We start from the raw sequence: 26,469 nt of genomic DNA, 5'->3' as shown, positions 1-26,469 counted from the left end.
GAGATTGTGTTGAAACACAGGTCTCTGTCACACCAAAGATCAACTGTGGGAGCGGGCTTGCTCGCGAAGGGGCCGGTGCAGTCTCCACACAATCTCCATATTCCCCCCACATTCCCCTCATACATCAACACCAGACTCTGCCCATCCAAACAGGGAGAGTCCCATGAACAAGAATCTGACCATAAAGCTCGGGGCGATTGCCCTGTTGATCCTGCTGTTGCTGATACCGCTGCTGATGATCGACGGCATCATCGATGAGCGCCAACAACTGCGCGACGGCGTGCTCGAAGACATTGCCCGCAGCTCCAGCTACAGCCAGCAACTGAGCGGGCCGGTGATGGTGGTGCCGTACCGCAAGGTGGTGCGTACCTGGAAGACCAACGAGAAAACCAATAAGCGCTATGAAGAGCTCGGCGAAGAGCGCGGTCGTTTGTACTTTCTGCCGGAGCGTTTCGAACTCGACGGCCAGGTGCAGACCGAGCTGCGCAATCGCGGTATTTACGAAGCGCGACTGTTCCATGCCGACAATCGCATCAACGGGCATTTCTCGTTGCCGGCGCAGCTGGGGATCAAGGAAGATTTTGCCGATTACCAGTTCGATGCGCCGTTTCTGGCGGTGGGCATCAGCGATATTCGCGGCATCGAAAACGCGCTGAAACTGGAACTCGATGGCCAGCGTCTGGATTTCGTCCCCGGCACTCAGGTCGGCTGGCTCGGCGAGGGTGTGCGGGTCACGTTGCCAGCACTGGACACTCGCAACGCCACCGAGCTGACCTTCGGTTTCGACCTGCGCCTGCAAGGTACCGGTTCGCTGCAGGTGCTGCCGGTGGGTAAAACCAGCCAAGTCAGCCTCGCTGCCAACTGGCCGCACCCAAGCTTCGTCGGCAACTTCCTGCCGGGCAAACGCGAGATCAGCGACCAGGGTTTCAGCGCCGATTGGCAGACCACGTTTTTCTCCACCAACCTGCAGGAAGCGATGAACCGCTGCGTGCTGGGCAATGACTGCGAGGCGTTCAACGGGCGCAGCTTCGGCGTGAGTTTCATCGATCCGGTGGATCAATATCTGAAGAGCGATCGGGCGATCAAATATGCGCTGTTGTTTATCGTTCTGACGTTCGCCGGTTTCTTCCTGTTTGAAGTGCTCAAGAGTCTGGCAGTACACCCGGTGCAATACGCGTTGGTCGGGGTGGCGCTGGCGTTCTTCTACTTGTTGCTGCTGTCGCTGTCGGAGCACATCGGCTTTGCCCTGGCGTATCTGTTGTCGGCCAGTGGCTGTGTGTTGCTGATCGGGTTTTATGTCTGCCACGTGCTGCACAGCGTGCGTCACGGTCTGAGTTTCTCCGCGGGATTGGCGGCGTTGTATGGCCTGCTGTATAGCCTGCTGAGCGCCGAGGATTACGCGTTGCTGATGGGCTCGCTGCTGTTGTTCGGCCTGCTCGGGGTGTTCATGGTGCTGACGCGCAAACTCGACTGGTACGGGATCGGGCAGAAGCCGGCCAAGCCGCTGGAGTTTGATGTGGGGGCGATGCAATGAGCGGGCTGCGTGAGGATCAGCGGCAGGTCGAGGTTTTGCTGACGCTGATTGTTGCAGCGCTGCCGCCGGAACCCAGGTGGTGCCATCGCGAGCAGGCTCACTCCTACAGGGGAATGCGGTCAACTGTAGGAGTGAGCCTGCTCGCGATGAGGCCAGAACAGGCTCCGCCGATTTAAGGCTTGGGCATGGTGGCAACCATGGACGGTCGCTGGCTCACCTCGAAATACCAGTTGGCCAGTTGCGGATTGGCGCTGCGCCAGTCCAGATCCGGATGGCGCAGATCGATGTAACCCAGTGCGCAGGCGACGCTGATCGCCGCGACGTCGAAATGGCTGGTCAGCTCGGCGATGGCGTCACTTTCCAGATAGGCCAGGGCGCGCCGGATCTTCTCGCGCTGGGCATCGAGCCATTCGTCCCAGTGTTTTTCCGGGGCGCGCAGCACCAGTTCGTAACGCACCACCACCGAGGCATCCATGATCCCGTCGGCCAGCGAGGCCAGGGTCAGGCGCCGCCAGCGGGCTGCGCCTTCGCGGGGGATCAGCGGATTGCCGACGTGTTGCTGGTCGAGGTATTCGAGGATCACGCGGCTGTCATGGATCACGTTACCGTCCGCCAGACGCAGCGCCGGGATCTTGCCCAGCGGGTTGTCGGCGTTGAGCGCGGTGTCCGGGCTGACCGGCGTGAGGACGCAGTCTTGCAGGGCGACGCGATCCTGCTGACCAGTCTCGTGCAACAGCACCATCACTTTGCGCACGAACGGGGAAAGCGTGTTGTGGAACAGGGTCATGCTGGGGGCGGACATTGGCAAACCTCGGTGGTCATCGAAGAGCAGGAGATTAGCCTAGTCAGATACAGAGCGGCTGGCGAGGGATTTGCTGGTGTTCATCAGGCCGCCTTCGCGAGCAAGCCCGCTCCCACATTGGATCTGTTTCGTTCACAAATCCCCTGCGGGAGCGGGCTTGCTCGCGAAGAGGCCTTGTCAGGCGACACGGAAATCACCCGCGTCGCAGCAACCCCTTGATCGCCAGAAATGCCGGAACACCCAACCCGACCCAGCTCAACGCATCCCAGATCCCGTCCCCCAGCAACGCCGAAAATAATCCCGCCGCACTCAGCAGCGCAATCACCAGCGGGGTGCTGAAGACCTTCCAGAAATTGCTCTGACGCGGCTTCATGCAACAGCCTCCGCTGGCAGTGGTTTCGCCGCTTTACGCCGTACCACCCACAGATACACGCCGCTGCCGAGGACGATGATGGTCAGCATGTCGAGGGTCGCCCAGAGGATCTTCATCGGCATGCCGCCGTAGTCGCCGAAGTGCAGCGGCTGCGACATGCCCATGGCGTCCATGTACCACGGGCGCTCGGCCACAGCGGTGACTTGCAGAGTGCTGGCGTCGATCAGCACCGGCGTCAGCAGGTGCGAGGTCAGGTGTGTGCCGCCCTTCATGAACACCGCATAGTGATGCTCGCTGGAAAACCGCGTGCCGGGGAAGGCGATGAAGTCCGGGTTCATCCCCGGCGCCACGTCGCGGGCGATGTCGAGCAGGCGAGTGGCCGGTGCCAGGCGGATCAGCGGCGGGGCATCGCGATAGGGCGCGACCATGGCGGTCAGCGTGTCATTGCGCCACGCGGCGATGAGCAGGTCAGCGCAGGCGCTGATCACTCCGGTAACGCCGACCACCAAGGCCCAGGTCAGGGTGACGACGCCGATCAGGTTGTGCAGGTCGAGCCAGCGCAGGCGGGTGGACTTGTCCTGACGCACGGTGCCGAACTGCAAGCGGCGCATGAACGGCAGGTACAGCACCGTGCCGGAAATGATCGCGACCACGAACAGCAGACCCATGAACGCCAGCAGCAACTTGCCCGGCAGCCCGGCAAACATGTCGACGTGCAGGCGCAGGATGAACAACATCAGGCCACCGTTGGCCGACGGGGTTTCCAGCGCTTCACCGGTGCGCGCATCGAGCATGAAGGTGTGCGACGAGTTCGGTTCGGTGCCGGCAGTTTTCGCCATGATCGTCAGCACGGCGTTGGGCTCGTCGTCTTCAAAACCGAAGTACTGCACCACTTCGCCGGGGCGATGTTGTTCTGCGGCCTCGACCAGTTGCGCCAGATTCAGGCGCGGCGTGTCGGCGGGCATCTCGCGCACTTGCGGTGCATCACCGAGCAGATGCTCGATCTCATGATGGAAAATCAGCGGCAGACCGGTCAGTGCCAACATCAGCAAGAACACAGTGCAGATCAGGCTGGTCCAGGTGTGGATGAACGACCAGCGGCGAATTGTTTTACTTTTCATCTCATGACCTTCAAAAACACCGAAGCCGTCCACGGGGGACGGCCTGGTGACAGAACCTGTTTCAGCTCACGCGCTTACCACTTGTAAGTGGCGCTGGCGACGACGCTGCGCTGGTCACCGTAGTAGCAGTAGTAGCCGTCGCAAGTGGAGATGTAGTCCTTGTCGAACAGGTTGGTGGCGTTAACTGCCAGCGACGCACCCTTGAGGCCGTTGTCCAGGCGGCCGAGGTCGTAATGCACCGAGGCGTCGAACACGGTGTAGGCGTCCGCCTTGCCCAGCCAGGTGTTGGCCTTGTCGCCATAGGTGTTGCCGGTGTAACGCACGCCACCGCCGATGCCGAAACCGTCGAGTACGCCGCTGTGCCAGGTGTAGTCGGTCCACAGCGAAGCTTGCTGGTTGGGCATCAGTTGCAGGCGATTGCCCTTGTCCACGCCTTTCTGCACTTCGGATTTGGCCAGGGTGTAGGCGGCGATGACTTTCAGGTTATCGGTGACGTCCGAAACCGCTTCCAGCTCCAGGCCTTTGACTTTCACCTCACCGGTCTGGCTGGTGATGGTCACGTTGTTGACGATGCTGTTGACCGCGACGTTCTTCTGGGTCAGGTCATACACCGCAGCGCTGAGCAAGGTTTTGCTGCCCGGCGGCTGGTACTTGATGCCCAGTTCCCATTGCTTGCCTTCGGTCGGCTTGAGCGAACCGGTGGAGGTGGCGTCGGCGCCGCTGGTTGGCTGGAAGGATTCGGCGTACGACAGGTACGGCACGAAGCCTGAGTCGAACACATAGCTGAGCGCCGCGTTGCCACTGAACGCCTTGTCGCGCTGGGTGTTGGTGGCGTCCCCTTTGTTGATGAACTGCGTGCTGGTGTGCACCCAGTCTTCACGCCCGCCGAGGGTCAGGCGCCACTGGTCGAGGGCCATCTGGTCCTGTACGTACAGGCCGGTCTGGTAGGTCTTCTGGTCGTAGTCATAGAACGCCGAAGAGCGCGGCGGACGGGAGATCGGCTGACCGTAGATCGGGTTGTTGACGTTAATGTCCGGCGCGGTGCCGAAGATCGACGTGTAGTTGGTGTTGCTGCGCTGGTGATCCAGACCAAGCAACAGCGTATGGCGGATGTCGCCGGTGGCGAAGTCGGCCTGGAAGTTGTTGTCCACGGCGAACTGGCTGATGTCTTCATCAACGTTGGTGGTGCCGCGCCCGACATTGCCCTGGTCGTCAACCGTATACCCGGCGTACTCCGTGTTGTAGCTGTTGACGGTCACGGTCTGGAACGACAGGTCCGACTTGGTATAGCGCAGGTTCTGCTTGAACTGCCAGACGTCGTTGAGGCGATGCTCGAAGGCATAACCGAGCGCGTAGTAGGTGCGGTCGTAGAAATCGTAGTCCGGATCACCGAGGTTCTTGTGATGGGAAATCTTGCCGAACGGCATGTCGATCTTGGTGCCCTGGATCGGGTAGAACTGGCTGGTGACACCGGTATCGTCGCGGGTGAACTGGGTCAGCAGGGTGAATTTGGTGTCGTCGTCGATGTTCCAGGTCAGGCTCGGTGCGATGTTGTAGCGCTTGTTTTCGATGTGATCGATTTGCGTGTCGCTGTCGCGCACCACACCGCTGATGCCGTAGAGAAACTGCCCGGCCTCGTCGATCTTGCCGGTGCTGGCGAAGTTGATCTGACGATGGTTGTCGCTGCCGTACTGCAACTGGATTTCGCTGCTGGCGTCGCTGCTCGGACGCCGGCTGACCATGTCCAGCAGGCCGCCCGGCGGGGTCTGGCCGTAGACGGAAGAGGCCGGGCCGCGCAGCAGCGCGAGGCGGTCGAGGTTCCAGGTTTCAGGCTTTGGGTTGGCGTATACGCCTCTTGGCAGCGGCAGGCCGTCGAGGAACTGAGTCGGCTCGAAACCGCGCACCCGCAGCCAGTCGATACGGGTGTCGCTGCCGTAGCTGCTGGCGGTGATGCCCGGCATATAGCGCACGGCGTCATCGAGGCTGTGCACGCTGCGATCGTCCATTTGCTGACGGGTGGCGACGGAGATCGAGCGCGGCGCCTCGACCAGCGCGGTGTCGGTCTTGCTGCCGGCGGCGGTGCGGGTAGCGGTGTAGCCTTCGACCGGGCCCCAGGCCGTTTCCAGGTTTTCCACGCCGATCACTGCGGTTTCCGGCAGCGCCAGTGTCCCTTCCGGCACTGCAACCAGGGTGTAGGTGCCGGTGCTGCTTTGTTCCAGTTGCAGACCGGTGCCTTGCAGCGCCGCGCGCAGAGCACCAGCGGCGTCGTACTGACCGTTGACCGGCGCTGAGGTCTTGCCGGCGGCCAGCGACGGGTTCAGCGACAACGCGAGGCCGCCCTGGCTGGCGATCTGGTTCAGCGTGGTCGACAGCGGCGCCGCCGGCAGGTTGTAGGCGCGCACGCCGGACGCCTGTTCAGCGGCGAGCAACGGGCTGCTGAGCAGCGGCGCGCTGAGGGCAATGGCGATGGCCAACAGACTGGGGCGCAACAAGGTGTCTAGCGAACGGGACATGCGAAGGCTCCTGAATGGAAATATTTCTCAATTGCCTGTGTGCCGGACGAGAATTGAAAAGTGATAGGGCTGGATGAAAATAATTTCGATTAACTTGGAAAGGGGCGGCCGCTTCGGAATTTTCGAGTGTGGCGGGTGGCCCTATCGCGAGCAGGCTCACTCCTACAGGGGGAACGCATTCCAGTTGTAGGAGTGAGCCTGCTCGCGATAGCTATTTCCCTGACAACGAATTTTTTAAGGCTTGTTATCAGCCTTCGCCACTGTGACCCAATACGGCGTATGCCGCTCGATCTGCACCGGCAGGGTCGGCAGCAGGGCGCTCAGGGCCTTGTCGGTATCGTGCAGCGGGAAGCTGCCGGTGATGCGCAGGTTGGCGACTTCCGGCGTCACGCCCAGATGCCCTCGGCGATAACGACCCAATTCATGCACCAGATCTTCCAGCCGCGCGTTGTCCACCACCAGCATGCCGCGGGTCCAGGCATCGGCGCCGGGCGTGAGCGCGGCGACCGCGTCGAGGCCGTCGTTGCGGATCAGCACTTGCTGGCCTTCACGCAGGATCTGTTCTTCAGGATGACTTTGCGGATGCGCCGCCACCGCCGACTGCAGCACGCTCAAGCGTGTGCCTTGGTCTTCACGCTTGACCAGAAACCGCGTGCCCAACGCGCGCATGCTGCCTTCGCGGGTCTCGACGATGAACGGCCGCGCATCACCGTGACCGGTTTCGACCATGATCTCGCCTTCCTGCAATACGATCAGCCGCTGCCGGGCATCGAAGCGCACATCCACCGCGCTGTGGGTGTTGAGATTGAGCACGGTGCCATCGGCCAGACGCACCGTGCGCTGCTCACCGGTGGCGGTGCGTTGATCGGCGAGCCAGTAATCCAGCGGCAAGTAGCGATCGCCGGCAAACAGCGCCAGACCGACTACCGCCACCACGCTGGCCAATCCGCTGCCGAGCTTGCGCACACGGCGTCGAATGCCTTCGCGCGATTGCAGCAAGGCCGCGCGGGCCGGGCCATTGGCGACGCTGAACCGCTGATCGAGCATGCCCAACTGGCGCCAGGCGCGGGCGTGTTCTTCATGGGCCGCATGCCACTTGGCGAACTCCTCGCGCTCCAGCGGACTGCCGGAATCCAGCGACAACTGCCAGGCAATTGCCGCGTCCAGCACCTGGGCCGAGACCGGTTTGGAGCTGGCCGGATTCATGTCGGCTCACCGTACAGGGCGATGTAGCACTGGCGAATGCCTTGCGCGAGATACTGCCGCACGCGCGGCACTGAGACTCCAAGCTTTTCGGCGATTTCGCCATGGCTGAGGCCGTCGAGGCGGTTATAAAGGAAAGCAGCGCGGGCCTTGGTCGACAGTTTACCGAGCAGGCGGTCGATGGCCTTGAGGTCCTCGAGGATCAGTTGCTGTTCTTCCACCGAAGGTTGTTCGCCTTCGGGGATCAGCATCAATTCAGTGAGGTAGGCCTGTTCCAGCGCGGCGCGGCGGAAGTAATCGAACAACAGGCCCTTGGCGATCGCCACCAAAAACGCCCGAGGCTCACGCGGCGTCAGCAGTTGCTCGCGACCGAGCAGCCGCACGAAGGTGTCCTGGCTCAGGTCTTCGGCCCGCTGCGGGCACGCCACGTTGCGCCGCAACCAGCTCAGCAGCCAACCGCGATGGTCGCGATACAACGCACCGACGAGTTCACTGTGAGGGCTTGGGACTGACGACACCAGACGCACCGATTGGGAAATGTTAACCAACGAGAATTGTTCGCGATTCTCGCAGAGGTGGGAATGGTTAGCAATTGGCCACTGGTCGGGTGGTATCAGGAAGACCGCATCATCGTTCTTCGCGAGCAAGCCCGCTCCCACAGGGGGAATGCATCCCAGTGTGGGAGCGGGCTTGCTCGCGAAGAGGCCAGTACCGGCACCGAAGATTTAGAAGGAAGGCGCCTGCTGACGGCGTTTCCACTGACTCAAACGCTGTTGCAGGTTCAACGGACTATGAATCTGCTGCTGCCGCGCCCGGCTGAACAGGATCAACGCCAGTTCCGCCGTGGCCAGCGCATCGGCACTCGCGTTGTGCCGCTCGAACACCTCAAGCTTGAACCAGTCGATCCACTCATCCAGGCCGGCCTCGCGAATATTCGCCTGTGGGCACAACAATGGCGCCATGTCCGCGACATCCAGAAACACATTCTGCAGCTTGTAACCCAAGTGTTCCTTCAATGCGCGTCCGAGCATGTGTTGATCGAAGGGCGCATGAAACGCCAGCACCGGGCTGTCGCCGATGAACTCCATGAACTCCAGCAACGCCTCGGCCGGGTCGCTGCCGGCGGCAATCGCATTCGGCCCCAGGCCATGAATCAATACGCTGGGGCTGAGCTTCAGCTCCCGACATTGCAGGGTGCGCTCGAACTGCTGACTGAAGTCGATTGCGCCGTCTTCGATCACCACCGCGCCGATCGACAGCACGCGATCTTTGTTCAGGTTCAGCCCGGTGGTTTCCAGATCGAGCACCACCCAGCGCTGTTCGCGCAGGCTGCATTCTTTCAGTTCGCCGATGGTTGGCAGTTGTGCCAGACGTTGTTGCAGGTCTGCCGACAGCAGAGGGCTGGTCGGCCGCAGCCACGAGAACAGGCTCATAGCTGATACCGCAGGGCCAGGCTGCTTTGCAGACGCTGGGCCTGGCGCAGGGATTCACGCAGAATGCGCCGATCCAGATGATTGAGGCTGTCGGGATCGACCCGGTTCGACCAGGGCAGATTCTCACGGGTCTGGATCTGGTGCTGCTGCATGCGCGTCTGCTGGATGAAGTGATACGCCTCTTCATACGCCGCGCCATCGAGCCGTTCGATGACTTCTTTTTCGACCAGCTGACGCAAGCGCTCCAGAGTGTTGTTGGTTTCGATGCCATGCGCCAGCGCCAACAGGCGTGCGCCGTCGACGAAGGGCGTCAGGCCCTGAACCTTGAGGTCGAGGGTGGCTTTCTCGCCGTTCTTGCGTGCCAGCACAAATTCGCGGAAACGCCCCACGGGCGGACGATTGCGCAGCGCGTTCTCGGCCAGCATGCGCTGGAACAAACGGTTGTCGCCGACCTGATCGAGAATCCCCCGGCGCAGTTGCGCGCAGCCTTTCTCGTCGCCCCAGACCACCCGCAGATCGAAATAAATGCTCGATCCCAGCAGGTTCTCCGGCGTCGCCTCGCGAATGAACGCCGCAAAGCGCCGCGCCCATTCCGCCCGCGACAGGCACAGCTCCGGGTTGCCGGCCATGATGTTGCCCTTGCACAGGCTGAAGCCGCACTGCGCCAGGCTCTGGTTGATCTGCTGGGCCAGTGGCAGCAGCTTGCCGCGAATCTCCGCCGCGTGTGCCGCATCCCGCGCCTCGAACAGAATGCCGTTGTCCTGATCGGTGTGCAGCGTCTGTTCGCGCCGGCCCTCGCTGCCGAAACACAGCCAGCTGAACGGCACGCCGGGGTCGCCTCTTTCGGCGAGGGTCAGTTCGATCACCCGGCACACAGTGTGGTCGTTGAGCAGGGTGATGATGTGGGTGATCTGCGTCGAAGACGCACCGTGAGCGAGCATGCGTTCGACCAGTTGGCCGATCTCGCCGCGCAGGCTCACCAGTTGTTCGAGGCGCTGGGCACTGCGGATGGTGCGGGCCAGGTGCACCAGATCGACCCGTTGCAGCGAGAACAGATCGCGCTCGGAAACCACGCCGCACAGGCGCTGATCCTTGACCAGACAGACGTGGGCGATGTGCCGTTCGGTCATGGCAATCGCCGCGTCGAAGGCGCTGTGATCGGGCGACAGAAAGAACGGCGAACAGGTCATGTGCCGCTCGATGGTTTCGCTGAAATCACCGCTGCCATTGGCGACCACTTCGCGCAGGTCACGCAGGGTGAAAATCCCCAGCGGCGCCTTGTGCTCATCCACCGCGACGATGCTGCCGACCTGTTGCTCGTGCATCAGCTTCACCGCTTCGCGCAGTGGCGTGTCCGGGCTGCAGGTGACCGGATGGCGCATCGCCAATTCGCCGAGGCGGGTGTTGAGCGAATACTGGGTGCCGAGGGTTTCCACGGCTTTTTGCTGGACTTGCTGGTTGACCTGATCGAGCAGGCTGCTGACCCCGCGCAAAGCGAAATCACGGAAGCTGTTGGACAGGGCGAACAGCTTGATGAACGCCGGTTTGTTCAGTTGCAGGCAGAAGGTGTCTTCGCTGGCCAGATGTTCAGTGCGGGTCGCCCGTTCGCCAATCAGCGCGGCCAGCGGGAAGCATTCGCCGGTGGTGATCTCGAAGGTGGTTTCGGTGCCAGGCCGGGTTATGTGCTGGCGTTCGCCGACTACTCGGCCCTGTTTGACGATGTAGAAATATTCAACCGGCCCGTCGGCGGGCTTGATGATGCTTTCGCCCTGGCCGTAAAAACGCAGCTGACATTGTTCCACCAGAAAAGCCAGGTGGGCGTGTTCCATCTGATTGAAGGGCGGGAAGCGCTGGAGGAATTGCAGGGTGCCCTGAATGTTCTGCAATACCGCGGTTTTCCCTGCCTGGGTGAAGGCGTCCGCTTTACTCATAACCATTACCGCAGTCTTTTTCGAATTGTTGTTGTCGGATCGTTGCAGCCATGGTCGGCCCCTGCGCGCGGGGTGCCCATTGGACGTAAGTCTAGGTTTGGGCTGCCGTTCGGCACATTTAGGAAGTGCCCTACAAAAACAGTCGGAAATTCCTCCGCCAGCCACTTGGAAAAAAATCCGACGAAGTGCACATTGAAGCTCTGCTTAGCGATGTCTGACGACTGTGCCAGGTGACTGAATTGAAAACGTAGAGAATGCCATGTCCGACCACGATATTTTGAGCGACGCCGAGCGTGAAGCGCTCAGCGCTGTAATGCTCGAACCCGACTTGCCGCCGCAACGTGTATTGATCGTCGATGACGACAAGGACGCCCGGGAGCTGTTGTCGGAGATCCTCGCGTTGGATGGCATTCGTTGCATGACCGCGGCCAGCGGCGAAACCGCGCTGAAGATGCTCGACGAAAAACCTTCGATCGGGCTGGTGATCACTGATTTGCGCATGGGCAATGTTGGTGGGCTGGATTTGATTCGGCAGGTGCGTGAGTCGGAGCGGGCGGCGTTGCCGATCATCATTGTTTCCGGCGATGCCGATGTGAAAGACGCCATTGCCGCGATGCACCTGAGCGTGGTGGATTTTCTGCTCAAGCCGATTGATACGGCGAAGTTGCTGGGGCTGGTCAAACACGAGTTAGGCATCGAGCCCTGAATCGCCCTCCCTGTGGGAGCGGGCTTGCTCGCGAATGCGTCCTTTCCGTCGAAATTAATGTTGAATGTGAGTCCGTCTTCGCGAGCAAGCCCGCTCCCACAATGGATCTCCAGTGGTCGGGAGAATTTCCGGCCAACAAAAAAGCCCTGATCGCAAGATCAGGGCTTTTTCATGTCCGTCATTCAGCGCAAATTTACAGGCCGTTGGCTTTCTTGAACTCGCGACGACGACGGTGCAGTACCGGCTCGGTGTAGCCGTTCGGCTGTTTGGTGCCTTCGATCACCAGTTCGACCGCCGCCTGGAAGGCGATGTTGCTGTCGAAGTTCGGTGCTAGCGGACGGTACAGCGGGTCGTTGGCGTTCTGCCGATCGACCACTGGCGCCATGCGCTTGAGGCTTTCCATCACTTGCGCTTCGGTGACGATACCGTGGCGCAGCCAGTTGGCGATGTGCTGGCTGGAGATGCGCAGCGTCGCACGGTCTTCCATCAGGCCGACGTCATTGATGTCCGGCACTTTCGAACAACCCACGCCCTGGTCGATCCAGCGCACCACGTAACCGAGAATGCCCTGGGCGTTGTTGTCCAGTTCGTTCTTGATCTGCTCCGGGGTCCAGCTCGGGTTGACTGCCAGCGGGATGGTCAGGATGTCGTCTACCGAAGCACGGGCACGCTTGGCCAGTTCGGCCTGACGGGCGAACACGTCAACCTTGTGGTAGTGCAGCGCGTGCAGCGCAGCAGCGGTCGGCGATGGTACCCAAGCGGTGTTGGCGCCGGCCAGCGGGTGAGCGATTTTCTGTTCGAGCATCGCCGCCATCAGGTCGGGCATCGCCCACATGCCTTTACCGATTTGCGCACGACCTTGCAGGCCGGTGCTCAGACCGATATCGACGTTCCAGTTCTCGTAGGCGCCGATCCACTTCTCGGCCTTCATGTCGGCCTTGCGCACCATCGGGCCGGCTTCCATGGAGGTGTGGATTTCGTCGCCGGTACGGTCGAGGAAACCGGTGTTGATGAACACCACGCGCTCGCTGGCCGCCTTGATGCAGGCCTTGAGGTTGACCGTGGTGCGGCGCTCCTCGTCCATGATCCCGACTTTCAGCGTGTTGCGTTTCAGACCCAGCACATCTTCGATGCGGCCGAACAGCTCGTTGGTGAACGCCGCTTCTTCCGGGCCGTGCATCTTCGGTTTGACGATGTAGACCGAGCCGGTGCGGGTGTTCTTGCGCGAGGTGTTGCCGTTGAGGTTGTGCATCGCCGCCAGGCAGGTCACCAGACCGTCGAGGATGCCTTCCGGCACTTCATTGCCGTGTTTGTCGAGGATCGCGTCGATGGTCATCAGGTGACCGACGTTACGCACGAACAGCAGCGAGCGACCGTGCAGGGTCAGTTCACTGCCATCGACCTTGGTGTAGGTGCGATCCGGGTTCATGGTGCGGGTGAAAGTCTGGCCGCCCTTGGCGACTTCTTCGGACAGGTCGCCCTTCATCAGGCCGAGCCAGTTGCGGTAGATCACCACTTTGTCGTCGGCATCGACGGCAGCTACGGAGTCTTCGCAGTCCATGATGGTGGTCAGTGCCGCTTCCATCAGGATGTCTTTGACGCCGGCGGCATCGGTCTGGCCGACCGGGGTGCTGGCGTCGATCTGGATTTCGAAATGCAGGCCGTGGTTCTTCAGCAGGATCGCGATCGGCGCGTCTGCCGGGCCCTGGAAGCCGATCAGTTGAGCGTCGTTGCGCAGGCCGGTGTTGCTGCCGCCCTTGAGGGTGACCAGCAGTTTGCCGTCAGCGATCTTGTAACCGGTGGAATCGACGTGGGAGCCGGCAGCCAGTGGCGCCGCTTCGTCGAGGAACGCGCGGGCGAAGGCGATGACTTTGTCGCCACGCACCTTGTTGTAGCCTTTGCCTTTTTCCGCGCCACCGTCTTCGCTGATGGCGTCGGTGCCGTAGAGGGCGTCGTACAGCGAACCCCAGCGGGCGTTCGAAGCGTTGAGGGCGAAGCGGGCGTTCATCACCGGCACCACGAGTTGCGGGCCGGCGGTACGGGCGATTTCATCATCGACGTTTTGCGTCGTTGCCTGGAAATCAGCCGCTTCTGGCAGCAGATAACCGATTTCTTGCAGGAAGGCTTTATAGGCCACGGCGTCGTGCGCCTGACCAGCACGCTCCTGATGCCAGGCATCAAGACGAGCCTGGAAGTCATCGCGTTTGGCGAGTAGGGCTTTGTTCTTCGGCGCCAGGTCATGAATGACCTTGTCGGCACCTTCCCAGAATTTTTCGGCGGTGAGGCCGGTACCGGGAATGGCTTCGTTGTTCACGAAGTCGAACAGGACTTTGGCGACCTGCAGGCCACCGACTTGAACGTGTTCAGTCATTGCTTGCCTCACTCTGCTCAGCTATTTCGCTTTTCAGCTCTTCAATTTTGACAATGAAGCCTCTGGCCATTTAAACCACAAACCTTCCGACCAGTACATGCCATTGCTGGCGGCTGGGCTGGGACCAATCAACGGCTTGGGGGCCTTGCTGACGGGGCTTTCAGGGTTGCGAACGTGCCTTGGGCAGACATCGATCCAGCGTTATGTAGTGCGCGCCGAGGCATACTACATGATGCGTTGCGCTTGTGAAAATCAGACTAATAACGTCGTTCTGCGACCTCATGACGCATTGCAGTCACGTCGCGGAACAGGATGTTCTCAAAAAACCATCGGATTGTTCCAGCTAAATATAAAAAGTTGTACACATAAATACTGTGTGGCTTCCATTCAGCTTTGATGAGCCCGCGTTTGTGGCGAGGGAGCTTGCTCCCGCTCGGGTGCGAAGCATCCGCGAAAGATATTACTGACTGAAGAGGGCGTCCTGCGGCCGCCAGCGGGAGCAAGCTCCCTCGCCACAAGTGTTGTTCACTTGAGCATGGCGGCTGAATGTCGGTGCTTGCCTATACTTGCCTTTCTATAACAAAAGTCATGACAAGAGGGCGGCGCCATGGACCATCTCGTACTCACTGTGTTTGCTCCGGACAAGCCCGGGCAGGTCGAGCGCATCGCCCAATGCATCGCCGAGCATGGCGGTAACTGGCTGGAAAGCCGCATGTCACGGATGGCCGGGCAGTTCGCCGGGATTCTGCGGGTGGGCGTACCGGCGGAGGCTTACGACGAATTAGTCGATTCCTTACAAGCGCTGTCGGCTCATGGCATTCGCGTGCTGATTGCCGAGAGCGGTATCGAGCAGTCCTGCACCTGGAAACCGATCGCCATGGAACTGGTGGGCAATGATCGGCCGGGCATCGTGCGCGACATAACCCGTTTGCTCAGCGAGCAGGGGGTGAACCTCGAACGGTTGGTGACCGAAGTGCGCCCGGCGCCGATGAGCAGCGAGCCGCTATTCCACGCCGAAGCGATCCTCGCGGTGCCGCTGACCCTGTCGCTGGACGTGCTGCAATCGCGCCTGGAAACCCTGGCCGATGATCTGATGGTCGAACTGGTGTTACGCACAGACGTTTAAGCGGCGCCGGGTTATCCAGTTTTAACGTGCACCTGCCTGTGGATAACCTGTAGAGACCGGGCGCAGCGCCACGTCGGCCGTGGCCTGCAGCGAACTGATCAAAAAATCGACAACATTCAGTGACTTGCGCACAAACGGCGGGGATCACGCTGTGGATAACCTTGGGAAGGAACGTTGCAGGCCACGAGAACCGTGGCCTGCGAAGCTTTGTGCGTTTTTTGATCAGCTGCGCCGACGCAAACTGATCACCGCATCGACGCTATAAACGGCCAGACCGGCCCAGATGAAGATGAACGCGATCAGCGTACTCGACGACAGGTGTTCACCAAACAGCAGCACCGCCTGCAGCAGCACCAGGGTTGGCGCGGTGTACTGGAGGAAGCCGATGGTGGTGTAGGGCAGATGACGGGTAGCGGCGTTGAAGCATACCAGCGGGATGAGCGTCACCGGCCCCGCCGCGACCAGCCACCAGGCTTGGGAGGTGGTCCAGAACTCGGGTTGTGCGCTGGTGGCGGTCTGATTGAACAGCAGCCAGGCCACGGCAATCGGCACCAGCATCCAGGTTTCCACCACCAGCCCCGGCAAGGCCTTGACCGGCGCCTGTTTGCGGATCAAACCGTAAAAGCCGAAGGTCAGTGCCAGCACCAGCGACACCCACGGCAGACTGCCGACCTGCCACACCTGCTGCGCCACGCCGACGGCTGCAAGCCCTACTGCGATCCACTGCATGCGCCGCAGGCGTTCGCCGAGAATCAGCATCCCCAACAGCACGTTCACGAGCGGGTTGATGTAGTAACCGAGGCTCGCTTCGAGCATGCGCCCGTTGTTCACCGACCACACGTAGGTCAGCCAGTTGGCCGCGATCAGGGTGCCGCTCAGGGCCAGAATCGCGAGGCGCTTGGGGTTGTCGAGCAACTCGCGCAACCAGCCCGGATGCTTCCACACCATCAGCAACAGGGCACCGAACAGCGCTGACCACAACACGCGGTGAATGATGATCTCGACAGCGGGGACTTCGGCGATGGCTTTGAAGTAGATCGGGAACAGGCCCCAGATGATGTAGGCACTCAGGCCCAGAATGTACCCGCGACGCGGGTTGGCGGCTTGCATGCAGAATCCTTGCTTAGGCAGCTGACAAAGCAGGGATTGTAAGGAGATTTGTTGGCAAATGAGTTTTGAATTTGTGAACACTGCCAAATGTGGGAGCGGGCTTGCTCGCGAATGCGGTGTATCAGCAGCAGAATAATTGCCTGACACACCGCCTTAGGGAGCAAGCCCCCTCCCACAAAGGTTTGTGGTGAATCAGAAGAGTTTCAGTGGCTCCTCATTCAGCGCGGACAGCTGTTCACGCAACGCCAGCACCTGATTACCCCAATACCGTTCCGTACCAAACCACGGAAAGCTGTGCGGGAACGCCGGGTCGTCCCAGCGTCGTGCCAGCCAGGCGCTGTAGTGCATCAGGCGCAGGGCGCGCAGCGGTTCGATCAGCGCCAGTTCGCGGGGGTCGAAGTCATGGAATTCGTTGTAGCCGTCCATCAGTTCCGAGAGCTGGCCGAGGCATTCCTGACGATCGCCGGCGAGCATCATCCAGATGTCCTGCACGGCCGGGCCCATGCGGCAGTCGTCGAGGTCGACGATGTGGAACATTTCATCGCGGCACATCATGTTGCCGGGGTGACAGTCGCCATGCATGCGAATGTTCTGGTGCGGCGTGGCGGCGTAGACGTCTTCGACCCGCTTGAGCAGGTCGCGGGCCACTGACTCGTAGGCCGGCAGCAGGCTCTTGGGGATGAAGTTGCCTTCAAGCAACGTCGCCAGCGAGGCATGGCCGAAGTTCTGCACGCCCAGTGCTTCACGGTGTTCGAACGGCTTGGTCGCGCCGACCGCATGAATCCGCCCGAGCAACTGGCCGAGACGATACAGCTGATCGAGATTGCCCGGCTCCGGCGCCCGCCCGCCGCGACGCGGAAACAGGGTGAAACGGAAACCGGCGTGTTCGTGCAGGGTCTGGCCGTTGTGGATCAGCGGCGCCACCACCGGGATTTCGACGTCGGCCAGTTCGAAGGTGAACTGGTGTTCTTCGAGGATGGCTTCGTTGGTCCAGCGCTGCGGACGGTAGAACTTGGCGATCAGCGGTTCGGAGTCTTCGATGCCGACCTGATAGACGCGGTTCTCGTAGCTGTTGAGCGCCAGAATGCGCGCATCACTGAGAAACCCGATGCTTTCAACGGCATCGAGCACGAGATCGGGTGTGAGGGTTTCAAACGGGTGGGCCATGCTGACTCCTGCGCGCAGCAGGCTGCCGCGTCCGGCCCAGCATGGTAGCGCAGACTGTGGGAGTTGAGGGTTTTGCCTTGAATAGTGGGCTGCCTGGAAGGGCCTCTTCGGGAGCAAGCCCCCTCCCACAGTGGATATCCGGTGTGCCGACCATCTCATGCACTCAGCCGATCCAATGTGGGAGCGGGCTTGCTCGCGAAAGCGATTTATCAGGCCCCGACGATCCCGCCATCCTCACGGGTAATCGCCATCACCGAAGACCGTGGCTTGCCATTCGGCAGATGCTCGGGGAAGGTCGAACCACCGTTCTCGCCCGGATGCTGGATCCCGACAAACAGGGTTTTCTGGTCCGGCGAGAAGCTGATCCCGGTGACTTCGCAACCGATCGGCCCGACCATGAAGCGGCGAATCTCACCGGTCTTCGGGTCGGCACAGAGCATCTGGTTGTTGCCCATCCCGGCAAAGTCCCCGGCGTTGCTCGAATCGCCATCGGTGAGAATCCACAAACGCCCAGCCTTGTCGAAGCCCAGACCATCAGGGCTATTGAACATGTTCTGCGGGGTGATGTTCGACGAGCCGCCCTTCGGCGTACCGGCGTGTACACCCGGGTTGCCGGCAACCACGAACAGATCCCAAGCAAAGGTTTTCGCCGCATGATCGTCGCGGTCGGTGCGCCAGCGCAGGATCTGCCCGTAGACGTTCTTCTCGCGCGGGTTCGGCCCGCCCACTGGCTGGCCGTCTTCGCCGCGCTTGGCGTTGTTGGTCAGGGTGCAATACACCTGGCCGTCCTTCGGACTGACGACGATCCACTCCGGGCGGTCCATGCGCGTGGCGCCGACCACACTGGCGGCGAGGCGGGCGTGGATCAGCACTTCGGCCTGATCGGCGAAACCGCTGCTGGCGTCGATGCCGTTCTTGCCGTGGGTCAGTTCGATCCACTGGCCCTGGCCCTTCGGGTGATCCGGGTTGCCGTCGCCGGCGTCGAACTTGGCCACATACAGCGTGCCGTGGTCGAGGATGTCGCGGTTGGCTTTCGCATTGCGATGGTTGATGCGGTCGCGGCTGACGAACTTGTAGATGAACTCGCCACGCTCGTCGTCGCCCATGTACACCACGGCGCGACCGTCATCGGTCTCGGCCAGCGCGGCGTTTTCATGCTTGAAGCGACCGAGCGCGGTGCGTTTGACCGGGGTCGATTGCGGATCGAACGGATCGATCTCGACCACCCAGCCGTGACGGTTGAGTTCGTTGGGATTCTTCGCCATGTCGAAGCGCGGGTCGAACGGGTGCCAGTTGATCTCGCGGCTGGCGGCCGACACGCCATAGCGCTTTTGCGCCGGATCGAACTGCTGCTGGGCGTTGCTGCTGCCGAAGCAGTCGGTGAAGTTTTCTTCGCAGGTCAGGTAGGTGCCCCACGGAGTTTTACCGTTGGCGCAGTTCTGGAAGGTACCGAGGACTTTTTTGCCGTGCTTGTCGGTGGCAGTCTTCATCAACTCGTGACCGGCCGCCGGGCCGCTGATGCGCAGCGGCGAGTTGCCGTGAATCCGGCGGTTGTAACGCGAGCCCTGGACGAACTGCCATTGGCCGTTCCTGCGCTGCACTTCGATCACCGACACACCTTCGCAGGCCAGCGCCTTGCGCACGTCTTCGGCCGACTGCGGCATGCCGCCGTGCGGGTAGAGGTAGCGGTAATTGGTGTATTCGTTGTTGATCGCCATCAACGCACGGTTTCGGTCGTCGGGGAATTCGAACAGGCTCATGCCGTCGTTGTTGTCGCCGAACTGCACTTCCTGAGCGGCGGCGGTGCCATTGCCGCTCGGGTCGAAGGCCGGGCCGTTCTTGTGCAATGGCTGACCCCAGCTGATCAGCACCGAGGACTTGTAGCCCTTTGGCAGACTGATGACATCGGTGGTTGCGGCGGGAATGCTCTCGAAACCGAGCAGGCGGCTGTTGCCGGCGCTGATGCCGGTGGCCAGCGCGCTGCGGCTGAGCAGGTTCCCGCCGAGGAACATGGCGGCACCGCACAGCGCGCCGGCGCTGATGAAGCCGCGACGGCTGAGGCCGACCATCTTTTCCAGGTCAGTCGATTGGTTTTCTTCTAATAGGCTCACATCAGGCTCCCTGCTTGGTTTTGGCAGCCACCTTAATGAGCGTCGATTACGCTTTCGTTGCAGCGCCTGATTAGAGTGGTGTGCCGATCAGCACATTGGACGGCGAGAACTGCACCTGCACCGATTGCTCGACACTCAGCCCGCGGCTGCGAAGCTGCAGCGGCTCAGCCAAGGCGCAGAGCGTCTGGCCGTTGGGCAGGGCGATGCGCACTTCGCTGGGGCCGTCTTCGGCATCGAAGATCGCTTCGATGATGCCGCTTAGAAGATTGTGTCCAGATGTTGCAGCTTGCTCCGCCGCCAGCACTTCAAGCCAGCCGGCCTTGATCAGTGCCACCACTTCGGTGCCCGGCTGCAGCTCCAGGTGCACGGTGCTGTCGTGGGTGATCTGCGCATTGATCCACAAGCCTTCGGCCAGTTCGAGGCGGATCAGGTCGTTACGCCCTTGGCCTTCAATGGCCATGACTTTGCCGTGCAGCTGGTTGCGCGCGCTGGTTCTGAGCATCAACCGCCCGAGCAGATCCAGATCGCTGGCGTCTTCGGCGGCCTCCAGCACCTGGGCCTGCAAAGCTTGCAGCTTTTGATACAGACGCAATACCCGTTCGCCTTCGCTGGACAACCTGGCGCCGCCGCCGCCCTTGCCGCCGACCGCGCGCTCCACCAGCGGTTTCTGCGCCAGGTTGTTCAGCTCATCGATCGCATCCCACGCCGCTTTGTAACTCAGTCCGGCGCTTTTCGCGGCGCGGGTAATCGAGCCCTGTTCGGCAATGTGTTGCAGCAGGGCAATGCGCTGCGGACGGCGAACGATGTGCTGGGAGAGCAGGGTGGGCAGGGACATGGAAGTGGCGGCTTTTTCGCAGTGGCGGTGGGGAGTGAAGTTGGCGGCTTGCGACGCATCAGTCAAGCCAAACACAGTGCTCTTGTAGGAGTGAGCCTGCTCGCGATGGCGGTGGAACAGTCAGCATCAATGTTGGCAGTAATTGCGCTATCGCGAGCAGGCTCACTCCTACAAGGGATTGTGTCGGTTTCAGCTTCCGGGTTTTGGCGTGCGCGCCAGGCAATACACGTCAACCCGTGCTGCACCGGCATCTTTTAACAGTCGCGCCAGTGCCTGGGCCGTGGCGCCGGTGGTCAGCACGTCATCAATCAGTGCGAAGTGCCGACCTTTCACTTCTGCGCCAGGAGCCAGAGCGAAGGCGTGACGCAAGTTGCGCTTGCGCGCCTTGGCGTCGAGATCCTGCTGGGCGCTGGTGTCGTGGACCCGCCGTAGAGCATGTTCCTCAAAAGGCAGATCCAGCTGTTGGCTCAACCATCGGCCCAGCATCGCCGCTTGATTGAACCCGCGTTGACGCAGACGTTTGCTCGCCAGTGGCACCGGCAGCAACACGTCGGGTCGTGGCAATCCCTCATCGAAGCGATGTTGCAGGTATTGTCCGGCAACATCGGCGAGCAAGTGGCCAAACGGCCATTTCGCGTTGTGTTTAAAACGCGTAATCAAACTGTCCACCGGGAAGTCATAGCGCCACGGCACGACCACCTGTTCGAACGCCGGCGGCTCTAGCAGGCACCCGCCGCAAGTCAGTCCAGCGCCGGTCAGCGGCAGGGCGCAGGTCTGGCAGTGGTCACCGAGCCAGGGCAGATCGGTTTCGCAGGCGTCGCAAATTGGCAATTCTGCTTCTGCGGGTTCATCGCACAGCAAGCAGGTCTGTACGTTTTTTAAACAGATGTAAACCTGTGCTTCGCCTCGTGGTTGACAGCGCATGACTCTTCCTTAAATATGCCGAACATCCGTGTCGCGCCTGTGGGTATTCCGTTCCCGCAGCCGCCAGCCAAGCATAACCAAGGAACTGCCCATGAGCGCCAGCACCTCTGCCACCCTGCGTCACGACTGGTCTTTAGCTGAAGTCAAAGCGCTCTTCGTACAGCCATTCAACGACTTGCTGTTCCAGGCGCAGACGGTGCACCGCGCACATTTCAACGCCAACCGCGTGCAGGTTTCCACGCTGCTGTCGATCAAGACCGGCGCCTGCCCGGAAGACTGCAAGTACTGCCCGCAGTCCGGTCACTACAACACTGGCCTGGAAAAAGAAAAGCTGATGGAAGTGCAGAAAGTCCTCGAAGAGGCTGCCCGCGCCAAAGCCATCGGCTCCACGCGTTTCTGCATGGGGGCTGCGTGGAAGCACCCGTCGGCCAAAGACATGCCGTACGTGCTGAAGATGGTCGAAGGCGTGAAAGCCATGGGTCTGGAAACCTGCATGACTCTCGGTCGTCTCGATCAGGAACAGACCGAAGCGCTGGCCAAGGCTGGTCTCGATTACTACAACCACAACCTCGACACCTCGCCGGAGTTCTACGGCAGCATCATCACCACCCGTACTTACAGCGAGCGCCTGCAAACCCTGGCCTACGTGCGTGAGTCGGGGATGAAGATCTGCTCCGGCGGCATTCTCGGCATGGGCGAGTCGCTGGACGACCGCGCCAACCTGCTGATCCAGTTGGCCAACTTGCCGGAGCATCCGGAATCGGTGCCGATCAACATGCTGGTGAAAGTCGCCGGCACGCCGCTGGAAAATGCCGAAGACATCGACCCGTTCGACTTCATCCGCATGCTCGCTGTCGCGCGCATCCTCATGCCGCAATCCCACGTGCGCCTGTCCGCCGGCCGTGAAGCGATGAACGAGCAGATGCAGGCGTTGGCGTTCTTCGCCGGTGCCAACTCGATTTTCTACGGCGACAAACTGCTGACCACTGCCAACCCGCAGGCCGACAAGGACATGCAACTGTTCGCGCGCCTGGGCATTCAGCCGGAAGCGCGCGAAGAGCATGCCGATGAAGTGCATCAGGCCGCGATCGAGCAGGCGCTGGTGGAGCAGAAGAGCAGCGAGCAGTTCTATAACGCGGCGGTCTAAACCTGCGCGGATTTCTCTGAAGGAATGCAAAACCCCTGTGGGAGCGGGCTTGCTCGCGAAAGCGTCAGTGCAGTCGACATTACCGTTGAATGTCAGACCGCCTTCGCGAGCAAGCCCGCTCCCACAGGGAATCTGTGTCACTTGAAAGTCGAGGCCTGCATGTCTTTCGATCTCGCCGCACGCCTTGCTGCCCGCCGTGCCGAAAATCTCTATCGCCAGCGTCCGCTGCTCGAGTCCCCACAGGGACCTGAAGTGGTGGTCGACGGTCAGCCGTTGCTGGCGTTCTGCAACAACGACTACCTGGGCCTGGCCAATCACCCGCAGGTGATCGAAGCCTGGCGCGCCGGAGCCGAGCGCTGGGGTGTCGGTGGTGGCGCGTCGCATCTGGTGATCGGCCACAGCGGCCCGCATCACGCACTGGAAGAAGCCCTCGCCGATCTCACTGGCCGGCCGCGTGCGCTGCTGTTCACCACCGGTTACATGGCCAATCTCGGCGCGGTCACGGCGCTGGTCGGGCAGGGCGATACGGTGCTGGAAGATCGCCTTAACCACGCGTCGTTGCTGGATGCTGGTCTATTGTCCGGCGCGCGTTTCAATCGTTATCTGCACAACGACGCCGACAGCCTGGCCAAGCGCCTGGAGAAAGCCACCGGCAACACGCTGGTGGTCACCGACGGCGTGTTCAGCATGGACGGCGATCTCGCCGATCTGCCGGCGCTGGCGCGCGAGGCCAAGGCCAAAGGCGCGTGGCTGATGGTCGACGATGCCCATGGCTTCGGCCCGCTCGGTGCCAATGGCGGCGGGATCGTCGAGCATTTCGGCTTGAGTCAGGACGATGTGCCGGTGCTGGTCGGCACCCTCGGCAAGGCATTCGGCACCGCCGGCGCGTTTGTCGCCGGCAGTGAAGAGCTGATCGAAAGCCTGATCCAGTTCGCCCGGCCTTACATCTACACCACCAGCCAGCCACCCGCGCTGGCCTGTGCGACGCTGAAAAGTCTGGAGTTGCTGCGCACGGAACACTGGCGTCGTGAACATTTGCAGACGCTGATCCGCCAGTTCCGCCACGGCGCCGAGCAGATCGGTCTGCAACTGATGGACAGTTTCACCCCGATCCAGCCGATCCTGATCGGCGATGCCGGTCGCGCCGTGCGCCTGTCGCAGATGCTGCGTGAACGCGGACTGATGGTCACCGCGATTCGTCCGCCGACCGTGCCTGCCGGCAGCGCTCGGCTACGCGTGACCCTGACCGCTGCCCACAGCGAGGCGCAGGTGCAGCTATTGTTAGAAGGACTGGCCGATTGCTTTGCCCAACTGCCGCCGGAGCCAAGCCATGCGTGATCGCCTGATTCTGCTGCCCGGCTGGGGCCTCGGTGTTTCGCCACTGGAGCCTCTGGCCGCGGCATTGCAGGGGCTCGACGAGCATCTGCATGTCGAGATCGAGCCGCTGCCGGAACTGGATTCCAGCGACCTGCAAGACTGGCTCGATGAACTCGATGAACGTATTCCGCAGGACGTGTGGCTGGGCGGTTGGTCGCTTGGCGGCATGCTTGCCTCCGAGTTGGCAGCGCGGCGCGGCGAGCGTTGCTGCGGCCTGCTGACGCTGGCGAGCAATCCTTCGTTTGTCGCCCATGAGCAATGGCCGAGTGCGATGCCGGTCGAAACGTTTGATGCATTTCTCGCCGGCTGCCAGGCCGACCCGCGACTAACCCTCAAACGGTTCTCGTTGTTGTGTGCTCAGGGCGCGCAAGACCCGCGCGGCATGTCGCGGCTGCTGCTGGGTGGCGCGCCGAATGTGGCACCCGAGACATTAATGGCCGGGCTGGAATTACTCGCACAACTGGATACCCGCGAAGCGTTGCAGGCATTTCGCGGCCCCCAGTTTCACCTCTTCGCCGGGCAGGACGGTTTAGTGCCTGCGGAAGCGGCGGGAGCGTTGTTCGCGCTGTTGCCGGATATCGAAATTGGTCTGATCGAACAGGCCAGTCATGCGTTTCTTCTGGAAGACCCCCATGGCGTGGCGGGTGCGATCCAGGCTTTTCTACACGAGTGCGGTGATGACTGATTTGTCTCTTGTTGCGCTGCCCGGCGGCTTGCCCGACAAGCGCCAGGTCGCGGCCTCTTTTTCTCGTGCGGCGGCCAGCTACGACAGCGTTGCCGAGTTGCAGCGCGACGTCGGTTCACAGTTGCTGCAGCGTTTGCCGGCGAGTTTTCTGCCGTCAACCTGGCTGGATCTGGGCTGCGGCACCGGCTATTTCACTCGCGCATTGGCCGAGCGATATGTCGAGGGTCAGGGGCTGGCACTGGATATCGCCGAGGGCATGCTCAATCACGCACGGCCATTGGGCGGCGCGCAGCATTTCATCGCCGGTGATGCGGAGCGTCTGCCGTTGCAGGATTCCACCTGCGAGCTGATCTTCTCCAGCCTCGCCGTGCAGTGGTGTGCGGACTTCGAGTCGGTGCTCAGCGAAGCCTTTCGCGTGCTCAAGCCGGGCGGGATTTTCGCGTTTGCTAGTCTTTGTGTAGGGACCTTGTACGAGTTGCGCGACAGCTGGCGGCAGGTCGATGGGCTGGTGCACGTCAATCGCTTCCGTGAGTTCTCCCGGTATGAGCAGTTGTGTGCCGCCAGCGGCTTGCGTACGGTGAGTCTGCAGAATCAGGCGCATGTGCTGCACTACCCGGATGTGCGCAGCCTGACCCACGAGCTCAAGGCACTCGGCGCGCACAATCTGAATCCCGGGCGGCCGGGTGGCTTGACCGGACGCGCACGGATTCTCGGCCTGGTCGAGGCTTACGAGCAGTTCCGTCAGGCACAGGGATTGCCGGCGACTTATCAGGTGGTCTACGCCGTGTTGGAGAAACCCTTATGAGCGCAGCCTATTTCATCACTGGCACTGACACCGATGTCGGCAAGACCACCGTGGCTGCCGGGTTGCTGCATGCGGCGCGCTCGGCCGGGCTGAGTACGGCGGCGGGGAAACCCGTGGCTTCGGGTTGCGAAGTAACGCCCAAGGGCTTGCGTAATGCCGATGCGCTGGTGCTGCTGACCGAATGCTCGGTGCCGCTGACTTATCAACAGGTCAATCCGGTGGCATTCGAGCCGGCCATCGCGCCGCATCTGGCGGCACGTGAGGCCGGTGTCGCGCTGACTGTGCAATCGCTGTTGGCGCCGATGCGCGACATTCTGGCGCTGAATGCCGATTTCACTTTGATCGAAGGGGCGGGTGGCTGGCGGGTGCCGTTGGCGGATCAGGACAATCTGTCGGATCTGGCTATCGCGTTGAAGCTGCCGGTGATTCTGGTGGTGGGCGTACGGCTGGGCTGTATCAGTCATGCACTGCTGACGGCCGAGGCGATTGCCCGTGATGGTCTGCAACTGGCCGGGTGGGTGGCCAATATCATTGATCCGAAGACTTCACGGCTGGAAGAGAATCTGGCGACGCTGGCCGAGCGGATTCCGGCGCCGTGTCTGGGGCGCGTGCCGAAACTCAAGAGTTTGAGTGCCGAAGCGGTGGCGGATCATTTGCAACTGGATCTGCTCGACTAAGCTTTTCTCTATGGGCAGGCACTGTGCCATTAGTGTTTTTGACGGGTGTTTTTCTGGCGCCTCTGGTTCAATGGCGCCATTGATCCTTCCCAAGGATGAGAACTGTTATGGAAATCTCCGGTAACACAGCTTTTTACGCAGGTCTGAGCTCGATTCAGAGCGGGCAGAATCGCGTCGATCAGGCCGCCAGCCAGATTGCCAACAACACCATTGAGCGTTCGGTCACCAGTCAGTCTTCCGAAGTGCAAGTCGAGCGTTTGCGCGGCGTGGATCGTGCACAGCAATCGGATCTGGCCAGCAATATGGTCGAGATGTCCCAAGGCAAGATTCAGGCTGAACTGGGTGTGAAAGTCGCCAAGGCTTCCGACGAAATGCTCGGTACGATCATCGACACGTTCGCCTGATTTTCCGCCATCTGCACGTTGAACGCCGCGCTTTGTCGCGGCGTTTTTCGTTGTAAGTCCTTCTCTCTCAACTAATCTTTTTTCATTGCCCGTGGCTCTGTGCAGTCCATGGCG

General features: G+C 61.3%; 23 protein-coding genes. 9 read left to right on the top strand and 14 right to left on the bottom strand.

Annotation, left to right across the window (positions count from 1 at the left end):
• The first annotated feature begins 163 nt into the window (after positions 1 to 163).
• Positions 164 to 1,534 (top strand): cell envelope integrity protein CreD, encoded by a 1,371-nt coding sequence (creD, locus tag ACS4NR_RS19195; protein ID WP_253151967.1) that lies wholly within the window; start codon positions 164 to 166, stop codon positions 1,532 to 1,534.
• A gap of 172 nt (positions 1,535 to 1,706) precedes the next feature.
• Here the strand turns inward: creD and ACS4NR_RS19190 are convergent, their stop codons facing one another.
• From ACS4NR_RS19190 to ACS4NR_RS19155, 8 genes are all read right to left on the bottom strand, one after another.
• Positions 1,707 to 2,336 (bottom strand): glutathione S-transferase, encoded by a 630-nt coding sequence (locus ACS4NR_RS19190; protein ID WP_456018082.1) that lies wholly within the window; start codon positions 2,334 to 2,336, stop codon positions 1,707 to 1,709.
• Between the two features lie 193 nt (positions 2,337 to 2,529).
• Complete coding sequence (locus tag ACS4NR_RS19185; RefSeq protein ID WP_027610674.1) at positions 2,530 to 2,709, bottom strand: hypothetical protein; 180 nt, start codon at positions 2,707 to 2,709, stop codon at positions 2,530 to 2,532.
• On the bottom strand, positions 2,706 to 3,830 hold the full coding sequence (locus tag ACS4NR_RS19180; protein ID WP_253149740.1) for a PepSY-associated TM helix domain-containing protein: 1,125 nt from the start codon (positions 3,828 to 3,830) through the stop codon (positions 2,706 to 2,708). The genes ACS4NR_RS19185 and ACS4NR_RS19180 overlap by 4 nt, the downstream gene beginning before the upstream one ends.
• Before the next feature lie 74 nt (positions 3,831 to 3,904).
• Positions 3,905 to 6,343 (bottom strand): TonB-dependent siderophore receptor, encoded by a 2,439-nt coding sequence (locus ACS4NR_RS19175; protein WP_456018081.1) that lies wholly within the window; start codon positions 6,341 to 6,343, stop codon positions 3,905 to 3,907.
• Between the two features lie 234 nt (positions 6,344 to 6,577).
• Complete coding sequence (locus ACS4NR_RS19170; protein WP_456018080.1) at positions 6,578 to 7,549, bottom strand: FecR domain-containing protein; 972 nt, start codon at positions 7,547 to 7,549, stop codon at positions 6,578 to 6,580.
• Positions 7,546 to 8,064 carry an RNA polymerase sigma factor gene (locus ACS4NR_RS19165; protein ID WP_095137807.1) on the bottom strand — a complete coding sequence of 173 codons (519 nt, stop codon included), beginning with the start codon at positions 8,062 to 8,064 and terminating at the stop codon, positions 7,546 to 7,548. The genes ACS4NR_RS19170 and ACS4NR_RS19165 overlap by 4 nt, the downstream gene beginning before the upstream one ends.
• Positions 8,065 to 8,271: 207 nt before the next feature.
• Entirely contained in the window at positions 8,272 to 8,979 is a 708-nt protein-coding gene (locus ACS4NR_RS19160) for a 3'-5' exonuclease (RefSeq protein ID WP_253149737.1), read from the bottom strand.
• Positions 8,976 to 10,910: a DUF294 nucleotidyltransferase-like/CBS domain-containing protein gene (locus ACS4NR_RS19155; RefSeq protein ID WP_456018079.1), complete on the bottom strand. Its 1,935-nt coding sequence runs from the start codon at positions 10,908 to 10,910 to the stop codon at positions 8,976 to 8,978. Before ACS4NR_RS19155 ends, ACS4NR_RS19160 begins: the two co-directional genes overlap by 4 nt.
• Before the next feature lie 259 nt (positions 10,911 to 11,169).
• Between ACS4NR_RS19155 and ACS4NR_RS19150 the strand changes: the two genes are divergently transcribed.
• Positions 11,170 to 11,616, top strand: a complete 447-nt coding sequence (locus ACS4NR_RS19150; protein WP_047596467.1) for a response regulator — start codon at positions 11,170 to 11,172, stop codon at positions 11,614 to 11,616.
• Positions 11,617 to 11,809: 193 nt separating this feature from the next.
• Here ACS4NR_RS19150 and ACS4NR_RS19145 read toward each other — a convergent pair whose 3' ends face one another.
• Positions 11,810 to 13,987, bottom strand: coding sequence for a malate synthase G (locus tag ACS4NR_RS19145; protein ID WP_456018078.1), 2,178 nt, complete (start codon positions 13,985 to 13,987; stop codon positions 11,810 to 11,812).
• Between the two features lie 607 nt (positions 13,988 to 14,594).
• On the opposite strand from ACS4NR_RS19145, the gene ACS4NR_RS19140 reads away from it, so the two are divergent.
• Positions 14,595 to 15,113 carry a glycine cleavage system protein R gene (locus ACS4NR_RS19140; RefSeq protein WP_095122549.1) on the top strand — a complete coding sequence of 173 codons (519 nt, stop codon included), beginning with the start codon at positions 14,595 to 14,597 and terminating at the stop codon, positions 15,111 to 15,113.
• Between the two features lie 222 nt (positions 15,114 to 15,335).
• Here ACS4NR_RS19140 and rarD read toward each other — a convergent pair whose 3' ends face one another.
• From rarD to ACS4NR_RS19115, 5 genes are all read right to left on the bottom strand, one after another.
• Entirely contained in the window at positions 15,336 to 16,223 is an 888-nt protein-coding gene (gene rarD / locus ACS4NR_RS19135; RefSeq protein ID WP_095137447.1) for an EamA family transporter RarD, read from the bottom strand.
• Between the two features lie 192 nt (positions 16,224 to 16,415).
• Positions 16,416 to 17,390: a serine/threonine protein kinase gene (locus ACS4NR_RS19130; protein WP_456018077.1), complete on the bottom strand. Its 975-nt coding sequence runs from the start codon at positions 17,388 to 17,390 to the stop codon at positions 16,416 to 16,418.
• A gap of 209 nt (positions 17,391 to 17,599) precedes the next feature.
• Entirely contained in the window at positions 17,600 to 19,501 is a 1,902-nt protein-coding gene (locus ACS4NR_RS19125; RefSeq protein ID WP_456018076.1) for a PhoX family protein, read from the bottom strand.
• 70 nt (positions 19,502 to 19,571) lie between these two features.
• Positions 19,572 to 20,336, bottom strand: coding sequence for a TOBE domain-containing protein (locus tag ACS4NR_RS19120; protein WP_456018075.1), 765 nt, complete (start codon positions 20,334 to 20,336; stop codon positions 19,572 to 19,574).
• Between the two features lie 189 nt (positions 20,337 to 20,525).
• Positions 20,526 to 21,260: a phosphoribosyltransferase family protein gene (locus tag ACS4NR_RS19115; RefSeq protein ID WP_456018074.1), complete on the bottom strand. Its 735-nt coding sequence runs from the start codon at positions 21,258 to 21,260 to the stop codon at positions 20,526 to 20,528.
• Positions 21,261 to 21,351: 91 nt separating this feature from the next.
• Between ACS4NR_RS19115 and bioB the strand changes: the two genes are divergently transcribed.
• The 6 genes from bioB to ACS4NR_RS19085 all read left to right on the top strand — a co-directional run bounded on the left by bioB (position 21,352) and on the right by ACS4NR_RS19085 (position 26,355).
• On the top strand, positions 21,352 to 22,407 hold the full coding sequence (bioB, locus tag ACS4NR_RS19110; protein ID WP_095137442.1) for a biotin synthase BioB: 1,056 nt from the start codon (positions 21,352 to 21,354) through the stop codon (positions 22,405 to 22,407).
• 159 nt (positions 22,408 to 22,566) lie between these two features.
• Positions 22,567 to 23,745, top strand: a complete 1,179-nt coding sequence (gene bioF / locus ACS4NR_RS19105) for an 8-amino-7-oxononanoate synthase (RefSeq protein WP_456018073.1) — start codon at positions 22,567 to 22,569, stop codon at positions 23,743 to 23,745.
• On the top strand, positions 23,738 to 24,469 hold the full coding sequence (locus ACS4NR_RS19100; RefSeq protein ID WP_456018072.1) for an alpha/beta fold hydrolase: 732 nt from the start codon (positions 23,738 to 23,740) through the stop codon (positions 24,467 to 24,469). Before bioF ends, ACS4NR_RS19100 begins: the two co-directional genes overlap by 8 nt.
• Positions 24,462 to 25,274 (top strand): malonyl-ACP O-methyltransferase BioC, encoded by an 813-nt coding sequence (gene bioC, locus ACS4NR_RS19095; protein WP_456018071.1) that lies wholly within the window; start codon positions 24,462 to 24,464, stop codon positions 25,272 to 25,274. Before ACS4NR_RS19100 ends, bioC begins: the two co-directional genes overlap by 8 nt.
• Entirely contained in the window at positions 25,271 to 25,951 is a 681-nt protein-coding gene (gene bioD / locus ACS4NR_RS19090; protein ID WP_456018070.1) for a dethiobiotin synthase, read from the top strand. The genes bioC and bioD overlap by 4 nt, the downstream gene beginning before the upstream one ends.
• A gap of 107 nt (positions 25,952 to 26,058) precedes the next feature.
• The gene (locus ACS4NR_RS19085; RefSeq protein WP_115986036.1) at positions 26,059 to 26,355 is read left to right on the top strand and encodes a pyrroloquinoline quinone biosynthesis protein PqqE; all 297 of its coding nucleotides are present in this window, start codon (positions 26,059 to 26,061) and stop codon (positions 26,353 to 26,355) included.
• Positions 26,356 to 26,469: the final 114 nt, after the last annotated feature.

The organism is Pseudomonas sp. JQ36 (assembly GCF_053851495.1).
Note: the sequence above shows the minus strand (reverse complement) of the source record. Positions and strands in the feature narration are given on the sequence as shown.